This is a genomic window from Rhodococcus sp. AQ5-07 (assembly GCF_009707305.1).
GTDB classification, from domain to species: domain Bacteria; phylum Actinomycetota; class Actinomycetes; order Mycobacteriales; family Mycobacteriaceae; genus Rhodococcus_F; species Rhodococcus_F erythropolis.
This window is the reverse complement of sequence record NZ_CP046099.1, coordinates 2,649,331-2,665,703: the sequence shown is the minus strand read 5'-3', so window position 1 is coordinate 2,665,703 and position 16,373 is coordinate 2,649,331. Positions and strand designations below refer to the sequence as shown.

15 protein-coding genes and 1 tRNA gene are annotated in these 16,373 nt (G+C 62.6%); 10 read left to right on the top strand and 6 right to left on the bottom strand.

All coding sequences use genetic code 11. The annotated features are described in order from the left end of the window. Nucleotides 1-96 precede the first annotated feature (96 nt). From GJB56_RS12200 to GJB56_RS12180, 5 genes are read left to right on the top strand one after another with little or no spacing between them, the layout of a single operon-like run. On the top strand, nucleotides 97-1,647 hold the full coding sequence (locus GJB56_RS12200; RefSeq protein WP_113684083.1) for a CoA-acylating methylmalonate-semialdehyde dehydrogenase: 1,551 nt from the start codon (nucleotides 97-99) through the stop codon (nucleotides 1,645-1,647). A gap of 14 nt (nucleotides 1,648-1,661) precedes the next feature. Beyond that, the gene (locus tag GJB56_RS12195; protein ID WP_007726145.1) at nucleotides 1,662-2,822 is read left to right on the top strand and encodes an isobutyryl-CoA dehydrogenase; all 1,161 of its coding nucleotides are present in this window, start codon (nucleotides 1,662-1,664) and stop codon (nucleotides 2,820-2,822) included. After that, nucleotides 2,819-3,877 (top strand): enoyl-CoA hydratase/isomerase family protein, encoded by a 1,059-nt coding sequence (locus GJB56_RS12190; RefSeq protein ID WP_113684084.1) that lies wholly within the window; start codon nucleotides 2,819-2,821, stop codon nucleotides 3,875-3,877. The genes GJB56_RS12195 and GJB56_RS12190 overlap by 4 nt, the downstream gene beginning before the upstream one ends. A 23-nt stretch (nucleotides 3,878-3,900) precedes the next feature. Further along, on the top strand, nucleotides 3,901-4,794 hold the full coding sequence (gene mmsB / locus GJB56_RS12185; RefSeq protein WP_113684085.1) for a 3-hydroxyisobutyrate dehydrogenase: 894 nt from the start codon (nucleotides 3,901-3,903) through the stop codon (nucleotides 4,792-4,794). Then, on the top strand, nucleotides 4,794-5,570 hold the full coding sequence (locus tag GJB56_RS12180) for an enoyl-CoA hydratase (RefSeq protein ID WP_003941374.1): 777 nt from the start codon (nucleotides 4,794-4,796) through the stop codon (nucleotides 5,568-5,570). Before mmsB ends, GJB56_RS12180 begins: the two co-directional genes overlap by 1 nt. 93 nt (nucleotides 5,571-5,663) lie before the next feature. Here GJB56_RS12180 and GJB56_RS12175 read toward each other — a convergent pair whose 3' ends face one another. Further along, nucleotides 5,664-6,197 (bottom strand): MarR family winged helix-turn-helix transcriptional regulator, encoded by a 534-nt coding sequence (locus GJB56_RS12175; RefSeq protein ID WP_020970065.1) that lies wholly within the window; start codon nucleotides 6,195-6,197, stop codon nucleotides 5,664-5,666. Between the two features lie 85 nt (nucleotides 6,198-6,282). On the opposite strand from GJB56_RS12175, the gene mraY reads away from it, so the two are divergent. Beyond that, nucleotides 6,283-7,359 (top strand): phospho-N-acetylmuramoyl-pentapeptide-transferase, encoded by a 1,077-nt coding sequence (gene mraY / locus GJB56_RS12170; RefSeq protein ID WP_003941316.1) that lies wholly within the window; start codon nucleotides 6,283-6,285, stop codon nucleotides 7,357-7,359. Here the strand turns inward: mraY and GJB56_RS12165 are convergent. Next, complete coding sequence (locus GJB56_RS12165; RefSeq protein WP_021334280.1) at nucleotides 7,356-8,642, bottom strand: multidrug effflux MFS transporter; 1,287 nt, start codon at nucleotides 8,640-8,642, stop codon at nucleotides 7,356-7,358. The two genes, mraY and GJB56_RS12165, sit on opposite strands and share 4 nt — an antisense overlap. Before the next feature lie 222 nt (nucleotides 8,643-8,864). On the opposite strand from GJB56_RS12165, the gene GJB56_RS12160 reads away from it, so the two are divergent. Both GJB56_RS12160 and dcm read left to right on the top strand, forming a co-directional pair. Then, nucleotides 8,865-8,935 (top strand) — tRNA-Cys (locus GJB56_RS12160). A gap of 159 nt (nucleotides 8,936-9,094) precedes the next feature. Beyond that, nucleotides 9,095-10,390, top strand: a complete 1,296-nt coding sequence (gene dcm, locus GJB56_RS12155) for a DNA cytosine methyltransferase (RefSeq protein ID WP_113684086.1) — start codon at nucleotides 9,095-9,097, stop codon at nucleotides 10,388-10,390. Nucleotides 10,391-10,472: 82 nt separating this feature from the next. Here the strand turns inward: dcm and GJB56_RS31915 are convergent, their stop codons facing one another. Further along, nucleotides 10,473-10,598: a hypothetical protein gene (locus tag GJB56_RS31915; RefSeq protein ID WP_255246884.1), complete on the bottom strand. Its 126-nt coding sequence runs from the start codon at nucleotides 10,596-10,598 to the stop codon at nucleotides 10,473-10,475. A gap of 394 nt (nucleotides 10,599-10,992) precedes the next feature. Then, the gene (locus tag GJB56_RS12150; RefSeq protein ID WP_019749202.1) at nucleotides 10,993-11,640 is read right to left on the bottom strand and encodes a TetR/AcrR family transcriptional regulator; all 648 of its coding nucleotides are present in this window, start codon (nucleotides 11,638-11,640) and stop codon (nucleotides 10,993-10,995) included. Nucleotides 11,641-11,737: 97 nt separating this feature from the next. Here GJB56_RS12150 and GJB56_RS12145 point away from each other — a divergent pair, with 97 nt between their 5' ends. Both GJB56_RS12145 and GJB56_RS12140 read left to right on the top strand, forming a co-directional pair. Beyond that, entirely contained in the window at nucleotides 11,738-13,528 is a 1,791-nt protein-coding gene (locus tag GJB56_RS12145) for an N-acyl-D-amino-acid deacylase family protein (protein WP_113684087.1), read from the top strand. Then, nucleotides 13,525-14,370: an alpha/beta fold hydrolase gene (locus GJB56_RS12140; RefSeq protein WP_113684088.1), complete on the top strand. Its 846-nt coding sequence runs from the start codon at nucleotides 13,525-13,527 to the stop codon at nucleotides 14,368-14,370. The genes GJB56_RS12145 and GJB56_RS12140 overlap by 4 nt, the downstream gene beginning before the upstream one ends. Before the next feature lie 73 nt (nucleotides 14,371-14,443). Here the strand turns inward: GJB56_RS12140 and GJB56_RS12135 are convergent, their stop codons facing one another. Both GJB56_RS12135 and GJB56_RS12130 read right to left on the bottom strand, forming a co-directional pair. Further along, on the bottom strand, nucleotides 14,444-15,583 hold the full coding sequence (locus GJB56_RS12135; RefSeq protein ID WP_020908307.1) for a sulfotransferase family protein: 1,140 nt from the start codon (nucleotides 15,581-15,583) through the stop codon (nucleotides 14,444-14,446). Nucleotides 15,584-15,590: 7 nt separating this feature from the next. After that, the gene (locus GJB56_RS12130; protein ID WP_007726165.1) at nucleotides 15,591-16,373 is read right to left on the bottom strand and encodes an SDR family oxidoreductase; all 783 of its coding nucleotides are present in this window, start codon (nucleotides 16,371-16,373) and stop codon (nucleotides 15,591-15,593) included.

The following is a 16,373-nucleotide window of genomic DNA, read 5'->3' as shown; positions in this document are numbered from 1 at the left end:
GGCTCTAGACATACATGGACATCCAACTATAGGATGGTAGACATATTCATTGCTGCCTCCTGGGCGGTCCATACGAGCAAGGAATGGGTTAGCACAATGGTTGAAAATGCGACGGTTCACGAGTTGACGCACTTCGTCGGTGGCAAGCGTGTTCCCGGGACATCTGATCGATTTGCGGACGTGTTCGATCCCAACACCGGCAAGGTGCAGGCCCGCGTCCCCCTCGCGAGCAAGGCCGAGACCGAAGCCATCATCGCCAATGCCGAAGAGGCGCAGCAGGTGTGGGCAGCATACAACCCGCAGAAGCGCGCCCGCGTGCTGATGAAGTTCCTGCAGCTCGCTCAGGCCGAGATGGATTCTCTGGCCCGCCTCCTCTCGTCCGAGCACGGCAAGACCGTCGCCGATGCCAAGGGTGACATCCAGCGTGGCCTCGAGGTCATCGAGTTCGCCGTCGGCGCTCCGCACCTGCTCAAGGGTGAATTCACCGAGAGTGCCGGCACCGGCATCGACGTGTACTCCATGCGTCAGCCGCTCGGCGTCGTCGCAGGCATCACGCCCTTCAACTTCCCCGCGATGATCCCGCTGTGGAAGGCCGGCCCCGCCCTCGCCGCCGGTAACGCCTTCATCCTCAAGCCCTCCGAGCGTGACCCCTCCGTCCCGCTGCGCCTGGCCGAGCTGTTCCTCGAGGCCGGACTGCCCGCGGGTGTGTTCAACGTCGTCAACGGTGACAAGGAAGTTGTCGACGTCCTGCTCACCGACGACCGCATCAAGGCTGTCGGCTTCGTCGGCTCCACGCCGATCGCTCAGTACATCTACGAGACGGCCGCAGCTCACGGCAAGCGCGCACAGTGCTTCGGTGGCGCCAAGAACCACGCCATCGTCATGCCGGACGCAGACCTCGACGAGGTTGCCGACGCCCTGATCGGTGCGGGCTACGGCAGTGCCGGTGAGCGTTGCATGGCCATCTCGGTTGCCGTTCCCGTCGGCGAGGAGACCGCGGACGCTCTTGTCGCGAAGCTGAAGGAGCGTGTCGCGAAGCTCAAGATCGGTCGCAGTGACGACGAAGGCGTCGATTTCGGACCGCTCGTTTGCCAGGATGCCCTCGACCGCGTCAATAATTACGTGCAGATCGGCATCGACGAGGGCGCAACGGCAGTCGTCGACGGCCGCGGCTTCACCCTCGAAGGCCACGAAGGTGGATTCTTCGCCGGCGCAACCCTGTTCGACAACGTCACCTCGGACATGCGCATCTACAAGGAAGAGATCTTCGGACCTGTCCTTCAGGTGGTCCGCGCTGCCGATTACGAAGAGGCACTGCGTCTTCCGACCGAACATGAGTACGGCAACGGCGTCTCCATCTTCACCCGCGACGGCGACACCGCGCGTGACTTCACCGCTCGCGTCAACGTCGGCATGGTCGGCGTCAACGTGCCGATCCCGGTCCCGATCGCGTACCACACCTTCGGTGGCTGGAAGCGCTCCGGCTTCGGTGACCTGAACCAGCACGGTCCCGACTCCTTCCGCTTCTACACCAAGACCAAGACGGTGACGCAGCGTTGGCCTTCCGGCAAGAAGGAAGCAGGTCAGGGGGGTCGCTCCGTAGACTCCGCTCCTGACAACCACTTCGTCATCCCCACGATGAACTGATCGGACTACCTTCCATGTTTACTCTGACCGATGACGAGCGGGCGATTCGTGACACTGCCCGCGACTTCGCGGCCGAGCATCTGGCGCCCAACGCAGTGGAGTGGGATCAGACCAAGCATTTCCCGGTGGACGTCCTCCGTAAGGCGGCGTCCCTGGGAATGGGCGGTATCTACATTCGTGAAGACGTGGGCGGCAGTGAGCTGAGCCGCGTCGACGCTGCCCGGATCTTCGAAGAGCTGGCCAAGGGCGATCCGTCGATCGCCGCGTACATCTCCATCCACAACATGGTCACGTGGATGATCGACCAGTTCGGCAACGACGAACAGCGCCACAAGTGGGTCCCCGGACTCTGCTCGATGGATCAACTGGGCAGCTACTGCCTCACCGAACCCGGCGCTGGCTCCGATGCTGCGGGCTTGAGCACCAAGGCCGTTCGTGACGGCGACGACTACATCCTCAACGGCGTCAAGCAGTTCATTTCCGGCGCAGGCACTTCCGACGTGTACGTCGTGATGGCACGCACCGGATCTGCCGGTGCCAAGGGGATCTCGGCGTTCATCGTGCCCAAGGATTCGCCCGGACTGTCGTTCGGTGCCAACGAGGTCAAGATGGGCTGGAACGCGCAGCCCACCCGTCAGGTGATCTTCGAAGACGTGCGAGTTCCTGCGGCCAACATGCTCGGTGAAGAGGGCAGCGGCTTCCGCATCGCTATGAAGGGTCTCAACGGCGGCCGGCTGAACATCGCCGCCTGCTCGGTCGGTGGGGCCCAGGCAGCGCTGGAGAAGGCAGTCGCATATCTGGTGGACCGCAAAGCTTTCGGTTCGGCACTGATCGAGTCGCAGGCCCTGCAGTTCCAGCTCGCCGACATGCGTACCGAACTCGAAGCGGCCAGGACGTTGCTGTGGCGCGCCGCTGCCGCACTCGAAGACGGAGCGTCCGACGTCGTGGAGTTGTGTGCGATGGCCAAGCGCTTTGCCACCGACACCGGGTTCGACGTAGCCAACAAGGCTCTCCAGCTTCACGGCGGGTACGGCTATCTTGCTGAGTACGGGATCGAGAAGATCGTCCGCGATCTTCGGGTTCATCAGATCCTTGAAGGCAGCAACGAGATCATGAGGGTGGTCATCGCGCGAAGCGTGGTCGCATCAGGTCAGGGAAAGCAAGGAGCAGCATGAGCGACGAGCTCGAGGTATTGATCGAAAAGCGTGACGGACTGGGGCTCATCACCCTCAACCGGCCCAAGGCGATCAACGCCCTCAACCACTCGATGGTCAAGGCGATGGCCAAGGCACTCGCGGAATGGAAGTCCGACGACGACGTCAAGGCGGTCGTACTCACGGGCGCCGGCGAGCGTGGTCTGTGCGCCGGCGGCGACATCGTCTCGATCTACCACGACGCCAAGGACGGCAAGACCGGTTCGCTCGATTTCTGGCGTGAGGAGTACATCCTCAATTCCGAGATCGCGAACTACCCGAAGCCGTACGTCGCAATCATGGACGGGATCGTCATGGGCGGCGGCGTCGGAGTGTCCGCACACGGCGACATTCGCATCGTGACCGAGCGCTCGATGATCGGAATGCCCGAGACCGGAATCGGTTTCATCCCTGACGTGGGCGGAACTTACCTGCTCTCGCGTGCTCCCGGTGAACTCGGAACGCACATCGCGCTCACCACGGCGCGACTGAGCGCCGGCGATGCCATCGCAGCAGGCTTCGCGGATCACTTCATCCCGTCGGAGAACATCGAGACGTTCATCGCCGCACTCGCGTCGTCTTCGGTTGCCGACGCCGTGGCGCAGTACGCGGAGCCGGCTCCGGTGTCGGAACTGTTGGCCCAGCAGAGCTGGATCGACGCCGCGTACTCTGCCGACGACGTCTCCACCATCGTCGAGCGTCTTCGAGCGAGTGGAATCCCCGAGGCGGAGAAGGCAGCGGAGCAGATTCTCGGCAAGTCTCCGATTGCACTGTCGGTGACCCTGGGATCCCTGCGACATGCCAAGGAAGCAGCAAGCTTGGAAGAAGTCCTCAACGAGGAGTTCCGGGTCTCGACGGCAGCGCTCGCCTCACACGACCTGGTCGAGGGTATTCGCGCCCAGGTAGTCGAGAAGGACCGAAACCCGAAGTGGTTGCCGGCAACCCTCGAAGATGTCACGGCTGAATCCGTCGATGCCTACTTCGCCCCGCTGGGCGACAACGAGCTCGGACTCACCCCTCAACCGCAAGGCAACTGATCACCGCCGAAGGAGCATCACTAATGAGCACCATTGGATTTATCGGACTCGGTCACATGGGTGGCCCGATGGCGGCCAATCTCGTCAAGGCCGGACACAAGGTCGTCGGTTTCGATCTGGCACCCGCGGCGCTGGAGCAGGCAGTCAAAGACGGTGCATCGGTAGCGGATTCGGCGGTCGACGCCGTTCGCGGTGCCGACGTCGTGATCACGATGCTGCCGAGCGGTAAGCATGTTCTGGGTCTGTACGAAGAGCTGCTGCCGGTGGCAACACCGAGCACGCTGTTCATCGACTGTTCCACCATCGACGTCGCCGACGCCCGCGAGGCACACGACAAGGCCGAAGCGGCCGGTCACCGCAGCGTCGACGCACCGGTCTCCGGTGGAGTCGTCGGAGCAACAGCCGGCACGCTGGCTTTCATGGTCGGCGGCTCGGAAGCGGACTTCCAGGCAGCATCACCGTTGCTGGACGTGATGGGCCGCAAGGTCGTTCACTGCGGCGACGCCGGTGTCGGCCAGGCTGCCAAGATCTGCAACAACATGATCCTCGGCATTTCGATGATCGCGATCAGCGAGGCATTCGTGCTGGGCGAGAAGCTCGGCCTGAGCAACCAGGCGCTCTTCGACGTGGCGTCCAACGCCTCGGGGCAGTGCTGGGCACTGACCACCAACTGCCCGGTGCCGGGACCGGTGCCCACCAGCCCGGCCAACAACGACTACCAGCCCGGCTTTGCTGTCGCGCTGATGGACAAGGACCTCGGTCTGGCTGCAAATGCGCTGCGCAACAACGGCGTCGATGCGGAGATCGGGCTCAAGGCCGCGGAACTCTACAGTCGCTTCCACGCCGCGGGCGGTGGCGGTCAGGACTTCTCTGCCATCATCAACGACATCCGTGACCGTTCGACCGAAGGACAGTAGTGACCGACTTCAACACCATCATCCTCGAGCGTAAGGGTCGCGTCGGCGTCATCACGCTCAACCGCCCGAAGGCTCTCAACGCCCTGAACTCCGAGCTGATGAACGAGGTCGTCGCCGCGGTTGCCGACCTCGAAGCGGACAACGGCATCGGAGCCATCCTGATCACCGGTTCCGAGCGCGCCTTCGCCGCCGGCGCCGACATCAAGGAAATGCAGTCCAAGACGTACATGGACGCATACGTCGAAGATTTCTTCACCCCGTGGGACCGCGTCGCAGCCGCTCGTAAGCCGCTGATCGCCGCAGTCTCCGGGTACGCGCTCGGTGGTGGCTGCGAACTGGCGATGCTCTGCGATTTCATCATCGCTTCGGATACCGCGAAGTTCGGCCAGCCCGAGATCAAGCTCGGTGTCATTCCGGGTATCGGTGGCTCACAGCGCCTTACGCGCGCCGTGGGTAAGGCCAAGGCCATGGAGCTGTGCCTGACCGGCCGCAACATGGACGCAGAAGAGGCCGAGCGCGCAGGCCTGGTTGCCCGGATCGTTCCGGCCGCCGATCTGCTCGACGACGCATTGAAGACCGCAACCACCATCGCCGAGATGTCGCTGCCGATTGCGATGATGGCCAAGGAAGCGGTCAACCGTTCCTTCGAGACCACACTCGCCGAGGGCGTCCGCTTCGAGCGTCGGGTGTTCCACTCGACCTTCGCGACGGAGGATCAGAAGGAAGGCATGACCGCGTTCGTGGAGAAGCGGTCCGCCGAGTTCAAGCACCGCTGAAATTCGTTAGCGCTGAACTTTCGAACAGCTGAAACTGCCCTCACACTCGTCGAGAGTGTGAGGGCAGTTTCTTTGTGTGTACGGGTCGTCGGTTCACCACTTGGTGGGCGCGCCGCCGGTATCGAAGTCACCCGCAGTCTTGCGAAGTTCAGTGAGGATCGTCACCAATTGCTCGAGCTTGTCCTGCTGGAGTCCGGGGTGTGCGAACACTTTGCTGTTGAGCATTTCAGTGGCTTCGAGGGCCAGCGCGCGACCCGCGTCGGAGATCTCGATGAGCGTCGCACGTCGATCGCTGGGATGCGGGACCCGCCGAACCAGCTCGGCTTTCTCCAAGCGGTCGACGGCATTGGTGACGCTGGTGGGGTGAACCTGGAGTCGGGCGCTTGCCTTGGCCATCGGGAGGGCGCCCGACCTGGTGAAGGTGAGAAGCGTCAGCAGTTCGTAGCGGGCGAAGGTCAGCCCGAGAGGCTTGAGTACCTCTTCGACCCGCGCCATCATGATCTGCTGCGCACGCATCACCGACGTGACCGCAGCCATACCGTCCGCGACATCGCTCCAACCGTGCTTCGTCCACTGACGATGCGCCTCTTCGATGGGGTCGAGGGGGAGCGGCGCGGGGGGAGACATAAGTTCGATCATCCCATGCTGGCAAGCGGTCGGGTGCCTTGTCTGATTGTGTGTCGCAGCCGCTTACGTCTGTAGAGTCCCACGGGTGATTTCAATCCTCGTAGCGGGTGGCGTCTCGTTGTTCGTCGCGCTCTTCCTGACTCCGTTTCTCATTCGTGTGCTTTCGCGGCAGGGGCTCGGGCACGAGATTCGGATCGAGGGTCCGCAGAGTCATCAGGGCAAGCGTGGCACCCCGTCGATGGGCGGCATCGCGATCATCGCCGGCATGTGGGCGGGCTACCTGGCGGCACACATCATCGGTTTCGGCTCGCGGCTACCGCGGTTGTCTGCATCCGGTTGGCTGGTTCTCGCGCTGGCGACGTCACTGGGAATCGTCGGCTTTCTCGACGACTTCATCAAGATCCGCAAGAAGCGCAATCTCGGGCTGAACAAGACGGCAAAGACCGTCGGTCAGCTGGCGAGCGCCATCATCTTCGGCATTCTGTTCCTGCAGTTCTCCAACAACAACGGAGTCACCCCCGGAAGCCAGTACCTGTCCCATGTGCGAGATATCTCGGTGTTCTCCATGGGTGCCATCGGCTTTGTGGTCTTCTTCTGCATTCTGGTGTTCGCCTGGTCCAACGCCGTCAATTTCACCGACGGTCTCGATGGTCTCGCGGCCGGTTCGATGGGCATGATCCTGGGGACCTACGTCGTCATCGCCGGTTGGCAGTACCGGAACTCGTGTGTCCTCGAGCCTGCCGCCGGTTGCTACGACGTTCGTGACCCCCTGGATCTCGCTATCGTCGCTGCCGCGGCAGGCGGGGCGTGCCTCGGCTTCCTCTGGTGGAATGCCGCCCCGGCTCAGATCTTCATGGGTGACACCGGCTCCTTGGCGCTGGGCGGCCTGGTGGTCGGCCTGTCCGTCACGACGCACACCGAGTTGCTAATGGTCATCATCGGCGCCCTGTTCGTGGCTGAGATCCTGTCGGTGATCATCCAGGTTCTGGTCTTCCGATCGTCCGGCCGACGCGTATTCAAGATGGCCCCGATCCATCATCACTTCGAGTTACTCGGTTGGCCGGAAACCGTCGTGATCGCAAGATTCTGGATCTTCGTCGCGATCTCGTGCGTCCTGGGACTTGCCACCTTCTACAGCGAGTGGTTCTCCGCTGCCGGTTAGACCGATTCACTCTTTCGGGTCGTATCACTCTTTCGGGTCGTAGCCAGAAGAGCGACCAGACCGAGCGACACACACGCCGTCATCGTGACGGCCAGGGCTGTGCTCGTGTTTCCCAGCAGGCCGACGGCCGGCGCGATGGCCGCACCGACGCCGAACTGGAATGCCCCGAGCATCGCCGCGGCAGTACCGGCCGCTTCGCCGTGACGAGCGAGCGCCAGTGCCGGGGCGTTGGGCAGAACGAACCCGATGGCACCGGCCATGACCCACAGTGCGATCACGAATCCGGCGAGCCCGCCCAGTTCCAGGACCGCGACGGCAATGACGACGGCCCCGGAGACAACTGCAGCCACGAGGGCCCACTTGGTGATCTGCTGAGGAGTCCAGCGATCGAGCAGTCGGACGTTGACCTGCGAAGCACCGATCAACGCAATCGCGCCCGCACTGAAGAGCAGTGCGAACTCCTGCTGATTGAGGCCGTACTGATCTTGATAGACAAACGACGCGCCGGAGACATACGCGAACAACGACGCCATACCGACGCTGGAGACGAGCGTCAGGACCATGAACGTGCGGTCGCCGAGCAGCGAACCGTAGGTGCGGAGAACCGACTTCAATCCGCTCGGGCGACGCTTTTCCTTCGGCAGTGTTTCGGACAGTCCGAAAGCACCGATCATCGCTGTGCCGACGCCGATCAGTGCCAGGACGACGAAGATCCCGCGCCAGTCGAGGGCGACGAGGAGGGCGCCACCGATGCTGGGCGCCAGGATCGGCGCAACGCCGAGCACGAGCATCAGCCGGCTCATCACGACGGCAACGGTGTTACCGCTGTAGAGGTCGCGGACGATCGCCATGGTGACCACTGCCGCGGCCGCCGCGCCCATGCCCTGGAAAACCCGCAGGATGCCGAGGACCGCGATGCTCGGTGCGAAGACCGCCAGCAGCGAAGCCAGGATGTGCACACCGATCCCGGCGAGCAGCGGCTTCTTGCGGCCGAGAGTGTCCGAGAGCGGCCCGACCAACAGCTGTCCGAGTGCGAGGCCGATGAGAGTTCCGGTGATCGTCAGCTGAACCGTTGACGACGAGACCCCGAGATCGGCGCCGATATCCGGCAGCGCGGGCAGGTACATGTCGATGGTGAAGGGCCCGAGCGCAGTCATGGAACCGAGGGCAAGAATCTTCCCGACGCTGGGCTTACGGTCGACACTGCTCATTTCCAGCGGGGCTGCCTCCAAGGGCGGAGCTGCCTTCACGGGCGGGGCAACGGCGGTGTTCTCGGCACTCATGAAACCTTCTGGGTTGTCTGGGTCTGGCGAACTGCTCGGTCGTTCGGGCGAAATTCGTATGATCTGCGCCCGCCGAGGGAGTCAGCATCGAGACTGACCGATTTGTTCCCGAAGGGCTCGCAGTTTTCCCAGAGACTGGAACGGCGGGTGGGATCGCACTCGAATCATGCTGAGCGGAACTGTGGTTCGACGCCGTGACTCAGGGCAGAGTTACTCACTGACGCGGGTGTGGCTGAGTGGCTAGGCACCGGCCTGCAAAGCCGTTCACACGGGTTCGAGTCCCGTCATCCGCTCGTGTCGGAGACCGGCAGGCATACCGCCTGCCGGTCCTCCTTGTGAGGTCCCGGTTCACGGGGTCGGCTGCGATAGTCTGGGCTGCCGGAGCGAGCGGACCATATGAGTGAGGCACTGAATTGATTTCGGGACAGGACCTGCGATCACGGCGCTTGGACGTGGGGATCAGTCAGTTCCAGTTCGCCCGTCAAGCGGGAGTCTCGTCAGCCGTCGTCTCCGCGTGGGAACTCGACAAGGCGTATCCGAAGCCACCGGCGGAACGAGCAGTTCTCACGGCCCTCTCCGCGCTGGAAGCGGCCAAGCGTGAGGGTACGTACGCGGCCCCCCGGAAGCGATCGAGCGGCAGTACCCGTGCGCGTCGAGTGACACCGGTCAACGACCCCGCCTCGGTGGCCAGGCGTGCCGTCGCGGGGGCAGGAAGCGGCGGCCTCACCGTATTGACAGCGTTCTCGGGTTGTGGCGGTATGGCCGAAGGCTTTCGGATGGCGGGGTTTTCGGTGGAGGGATACATCGAAGTCGTGCCGGAGGCGCGTGCGACCTTCGATCGGAACTTCCCCGGCGCGAGGTGCCTCGGCGAGGACATTCGGGCGATCGACGAAGCCCGGGTGAAAGATCTTCTGGCACAAGTGGACATCGATGTGTTGGCTGGGGGACCGCCGTGTCAGGGGTTCAGCCTCGCCGGCCGGCGAGACCGCGACGATCCGCGCAACCATCTCTTCCGGAACCTGCTGCAGCTCGCCGAATTGGTGAAGCCGAAGGTCTTGGTGATGGAAAACGTGCGACTGCTGCTCAGCATGAAGGACCCGGACGGTGGGATGGTCGTCGACCGGATTCTCGGCGAGATGGCTGCATGCGGTTACGACGCGTCGGTCAACACGGTCAATGCGCAGGATTACGGCGTCCCGCAGTTCCGGGAACGAGTGTTCATCGTGGCGACCCGCCGCGACAGTAGTATCGGGCCGCTGCGTTTTCCGCCGAAGACTCACGGCGTGAATGGTGTTGCACCGCTGAGGACTTTTCGCGATGCCACCGTCGACCTGGCCCCGTTGGAATCCGGGCAGGCTTGCGAGACGGACCCGCTGCACTGGGCCGTCGAGCATCCCGAGCACGTCTTGCGGTGGCTGCGTGATGTACCAGAAGGAATGTCGGCGCACGACAACGAAGATCCGGCCATGCGACCGTCGTCCGGGTACAACACGACGTACAAGCGCCTCCGGTGGGACGAGCCGGCGTCCACGGTCGGAACCACTTTCGGGATGATCTCGGCTTCACGCAACGTGCATCCGAAACACACACGATCGTTGACCGTTCGAGAAGCTGCTCGCCTCCAGACCTTTCCCGACGACTACGTCTTCGAGGGTAAGTGGGGAGCGGTGCGCACGATGATCGGCAATGCGGTGCCGCCGCAGCTGGCGTCGGTACTGGCAGGAGAGATCAAGAAGGCACTCGGCTGAGATAGAGCACCTACGGAAAATGGGGCCGACAATGTCGGCCCCATTTCGAGTTACGCCCTGGCAGGGGTGTGGTGCAAGCGAATCAGCTGAGGTTGAGCTTGGCGATCAACGGCTGGACGACCTTGATGATGTCGATGACGGCGCTGAGGGTGTTGATGGAACCCATGTTTCGGTCCTCCGTGTCGTATGTACAGGTTTGTATGTACAAGGTTGTGTCTGCGTGGTGTTTCTGTACGACCTTGTGTCGCAGACACAAGTTAGCAAACTGGACGCTTGTTTTGGTCGAAATGACCACTTTGCGCTGAAGTTGCTGAAAAGTTCACGGATTGTTCAGGAGCGGAAACAAAAAACAGGCCGGACTCCCCGAAGTCCGGCCTGTCGATGACGCTTTGCGATCAGCTGAATGCCGAAAGTGCGCTGATGAGGCCGATGCCCGCAACTGCGACCTTGAGGACACTCAAGACGTCTTCGAGCTTGACACCCTCGGGCAATACGTTTTCGACAGACTCCATGTTGGATCCTTCATGTGTTGGGGTCGTGGTCCAGCGCCACTGCAAGCAAGATACCCAATCGTGACCACCTGTGAAACCCCGGCGCGAAGATCACAGTTTTGTTGCGCCGGACTCACTGGCCGTCGCAGCCATGGTGGCCGCCACTATTTGTTCCACGCTGATGCCCGCCGCCGGTAGGCAGTGGTAGAAAATTCGTTCGCAGAGGTCGACCATCTCGCCTCGTTCGAGGGTCGGCTCGTCGATCCAGTTGACGACTATTTCCTCCATGAATGCCTGCCACCCGGCGATGGTCGCCTCGACGGTCGCATTCGATTCGATGCCCAGATTTGTGAGCGCGGCGACGATCCATGTGGTGAATGTTCGGCGCATCCCGCGATAGATCGTGCGCATCCGGACGTCGCCACTGCCGGCCATCCGCATCACGGCGAGGTAAATGGTGGGGTGCTCGATAACGGCATCGACGAAAGTTTCGATACCTGAACGCAGCTGGGACGTGATCGGTAGTTCGGGATCCGGTCGCATTCGATCTTCGAGATCGGCCGAGGCAGCCTCGAGGATGGCGTTCTGGAAACCCTTCTTGTTCTTGAAGTAGTGAAACAGCAGTGGCGGCGAGACACCGGCCTCGGCTGCGACGCGATCCATCGACAGTTGGTCGAAAGGCTCGGTCCGCAACATGTGTACTGCTACCTCGAGGATTTGCCTCTGACGGTCTTCGGGGGAGCGGGGGACTGCGGCCATTCCGACATCTTATGTATTGGTTCGGAAGGTTCATTGACTTTTACTCAACGCTGTCTATAACGTGAGGTAACACATACGTGAGGCGAGGAGTCCGACAGTGTCTGCTTTCGACATCGTGGTCAACGACGGGTTGTGGTTCGACGGGACGGGGGCTCCTGGTCTGCGTCGAAATCTCGGAATTCGAGACGGCGTGGTCGCGGAGGTGTCCACGACGCGCCTGGAGATCGGGCCGGACACCGAGGTGATCGACGCGGCCGGCAAGTGGGTTCTCCCGGGCTTTGTCGACGTCCACACGCACTACGACGCCGAAGCCTTGGTCAGTCCAGGCCTTCCTGAATCGGTTCGCCACGGCGTCACTACGGTCGTGCTCGGCAATTGCTCACTGTCGACGGTGTATTCGACCCCGCGTGAAATCGCTGACCTGTTCAGCCGGGTCGAAGCAGTTCCCCACGACGCGGTGCTGCGCATCCTCGAAGCGAACAAGACCTGGACCGGTCCCGCGGCCTACACCGCCGCACTCGAAGCCCTTCCCCTCGGACCCAATGTCGCGGCATTCATCGGCCACTCCGACATCCGCACGCACGTACTCGGATTGGGGCGCGGCACCGACAAGAAGGTCAAGCCGACCCGCTCGGAACTCGGCCGGATGGGCTCGATGCTCGAGGACGCCATCGATGCGGGGATGCTTGGCCTGTCGTCGATGACCAATGCCCTCGACAAGATCGACGGCGACGAATACCGTTCTCGCTCTTTGCCGTCGACGTATGCACGGTGGAAAGAGTTCCGATTCCTCAACCGCATCCTTCGCGATCGCGGAAAGATCTTGCAGAGCGCTCCGACCATCAACCTGCATCCGAACGTCGCGGCGTTCTTCGCCGAAAGCTCCGCCATCGGACGCAAGAAGCCGCTCAAGACGTCGCTGCTCTCCGGTGCGGATTCGAAGGCCTACCCGGTGATCGTGTACTTCATGCTCGCTGCGGCCCCACTGCTCAATCGCTTCGCGAAGACCGATTTCAAGTGGCAGCACCTTCCGGTTCCCTTCACCGTCTACGCGGATGGAATTGACCTCGTCGTGTTCGAGGAGTTCGGTGCCGGCGCCGCCGCTTTGCATCTCAAGGACCAGGTGGAGCGCAACGAACTGCTCCAGGACGAGTCGTACCGTCGCGCATTCCGTAAGGACTACGACAACAAGTTCTCACCCCGCATCTGGCATCGCAATTTCTACGATGCGGTCATCGTGGGATGCCCGGACGAGACGTTGATCGGCAAGAACTTCGGTCAGGTCGGTGACATCCGCGGAGTGCACCCGGTGGACGCGTACCTCGACCTGGTGGTGAAGTACGGGCGAGATCTTCGCTGGCGCACCACCATTGCCAATCACCGGCCCAAGTTCGCGAAGAAACTCGCCGCGAGTTCCGGTGTGCAGATGGGCTTCGGCGATGCCGGCGCACATCTGCGCAACATGGCGTTCTACAACTACCCGGTGCGACTCCTCAAGCGCGTCAAGGACGCTCAGAGTGACCGCAAGCCGTTCCTCACCATCGAGCGCGCAATCCACCGCCTGACCGGTGAACTGGCGGACTGGTACGGCATCGACGCCGGACATCTACGCCAGGGCGACCGCGCGGACTTCGTTGTCATCGATCCGGCCGGGCTCGACGAGTCGGTGGACGGCCTGTTCGAGGCAAAGGTCCCCGAGTACGGTGGGATCAGCCGAATGGTCAACCGCAGCGACGACGCAGCCGTCGCGACGGTGATCAACGGCCGACTCGTCTACCGGGACGGCGAATTCGCCCCGGGATTCGGAATCGAAAAGACAGGCCAGTTCCTGCGCGCTGGTGAAAAGGCTCCGATCACAGGGGTCACGAAGGCTAGCGTGGCGCTATGACTACACCGGCGGATCGCCTCACCTCGTACTCCCGGTCCGGGCTGACCTTCGACGTACGCGACGAAGGGCCGGCAGACGGTCCGGTGGTGGTCCTCCTGCACGGTTTTCCGCAGGATTCGAGCTCGTGGGATCAGCTCGCACCGCTGCTGCACACCCGCGGCTTCCGCACCGTGGCGCCGGATCAGCGAGGGTACTCACCCGGCGCCAGGCCGAAAGCGCGCTGGGCGTACCGCGGGTCCGAACTCGCCGCCGACACTGTCGCGCTGATCGACGCGCTCGCGGTGGGCAAGGTGCACCTGGTCGGCCACGACTGGGGTGCCGCAGTCGCATGGCAGGTCGCTGCCGAACGGCCGGATTTGCTCAACACCGTTACCACGGTGTCGGTTCCGCACCCGCTGGCCTTCATCAAGGCGATGGTGACCAGCACTCAGGGACTGAAATCGTGGTACATGGGGGCGTTCCAATTACCCTTCGTTCCCGAGAAGATTCTGGCCTCATCATCGCTGGGCGAGAAGTTCCTGGTTTCGAGTGGGCAGACGCCGGAGAATGCGCGGCGCGATCTGAACGCCATGCTCGCTCCCGGCAGACTGCGCGGCGGTCTGAACTGGTACCGCGCGATGTGGATGACCAAGCCGAACCCGGCAGCTGCCCGGGTCACCGTGCCGACCCTGCACGTCTGGAGTGACGGCGACGCCGCCATCGGGCCCAAGGGTTCTGCCCTCACTCCCGCGTTTGTCGACGGTCCGTATCGGTTCGAAGTTCTCCGGGGTGTGAGCCACTGGATTCCCGACGAGGCGCCGACGGAGTTGGACCGGTTGCTCGGCGAGCATTTCAGCAGCTGACCGAGTTGCGTACTGAAGCCCCCGCCGTCCGGCGGGGGCTTCAGTCGTCAGCAAGGTCGTCGACCAACGGTGGTCAGCGAGTTCCGAATCGCTCCTCCACCTGTTCCTTCGTCAGGCCGAACTCCTCGAGCGTGTACTTGTGCGACGGTTTGCGAGCACCCGAGCGGCTTTCCTCGTGCATGGCCTCCATCGACTGCTGGGCGGTAGATGTCAACGGGATGTCGAAGTGCGTGTAGATGTTCTCGACGGTTCCCAGTGGATCGGTGACGAAGTCCTGATAGTCGACGTCGATGAACTGCGCGGGATTGTGGTGTGCGCGTGCACTGTCGAACTGCTCGAGCCCCCTGGCCCACAATTCGAGCTGACTTTCGCCGATCACCTTGTCGGTGAACGTGTTCGACCAACCCTCTGTCGCCTGGGCGGCCAGGCTGCACACCGACGGAATGATCGTCGTAGGGGAGCGGTGAGTCTGGATGACGAGAGCGTCGGGGTACGCCTCCATCAATTCGTCGAGCGCAAACAGGTGGCTCGGGTTCTTGAGGACCCACCGTCGATCCTGATCGGGCAGACCGATCAGCTGCAGGTTCTTCTTGTGTCGTGCATAGGCGTTCGACCACTCCTGGTCCTTCAGCCATGCGGAGTACGTGGGTAGATTTGCCAGGCACTCGTACGACACGGACTTGAACGTCTGACGCAAGAGCTGCCAACATTCTTCGACTTCGCTGGCCGACATGTAGTGCACGCCCATGAATTCGGGATGCTCGACGTGGTGTTGACCGAATGTCTCCTCGATCTTGGCGAAGACCGGGTTCGATTCCCACGTATCGCGAGGCGGGCGAGGCTGAGGGAACTCGGTCAGCCACATCTCGAGGCCCTGGTGAGCCGGGTCGACCGTGAGGAGGCGGTGTAAGGCAGTGGTGCCCGTGCGTGGCAATCCGGTGACGAAGATCGGCCGCTCGATCTTGACGTCGGCGTGTTCCGGATGCTCCTTCCACGCCGATTCGCTGAGGAGACGGGCCACCAAGGCGCCGCGAAGGAATACCCGAGAGATCTTGCTGCCGAAGGGCGTCAGATCCTCGTCGCGGTCGTAAGACTCGAGGAGGACCGACAGAGCCTCGGTGTAATCGTCGACGCCGAAGTCCGTCAGGCCGGTCATCCGCGTCGCCGAGGCATGGAGATCCTCGACGGTGCCGACGTGAGTGCGTTCAGTCATGGTGCTCCTAGTGATGGAATTCGCCGCAGTTGACGTCGATGCATTGGCCGGTGATCGCGCTGGCCATCGGGGACGCCAGGAAGATCGCCGCATCGGATACTTCATCCGTCGTCGGCAGGCGCTTGAGGTCGGTGTTCGACGCAGTGTGCTCGTAGATCTGCTCGACAGTCATGCCGAACTTCTCCGCCTGGTGCGCGAAGTATCCCTTGAGGGTGTCGCCCCAGATGTAGCCGGGTGCAATCGAATTGACACGAATTCCCTGCGGGCCGAGTTCGGTGGCCAGGGACTGCGACATGGCGAGCAGGGCCGACTTCGCCATCTTGTAGCTGCCGTAACGCTCTTGCGAATGCCGCAACACCATCGAATTGATGTTCACCACGGAGCCGTCCGACTCGGCAAGTGCCGGCGTGAACAGCTGAGTCAGGCGCAACGCACCCAGTACGGTCAGTTCGATGCTGTCGCGGATGTGCTGGTAATCGGTGCGAGCCAACGGTTTCATCGACGGAATCGAGAATGCATTGTTGATCAGAGTGTCGACTTTGCCGTAGGCGGCAATGGACTCGGCCACCAGATTCTCGGCGGAAGCCTGGTCGGTGATGTCGGTGGCAACGGTGACGGCGCGCCCACCGGCATCGACTATTTCCTTCGCAACGTCGTCGAGTCGCGATTGCGTACGTGCTGCGAGAACAAGACTCGCGCCGGCCGACGCACATCGAAGGGCCAGAGCGCGGCCGAGTGCCGGGCCGACTCCGGAGATGACTACTACACGGTCTTCGAGCAAGGCGGTCAT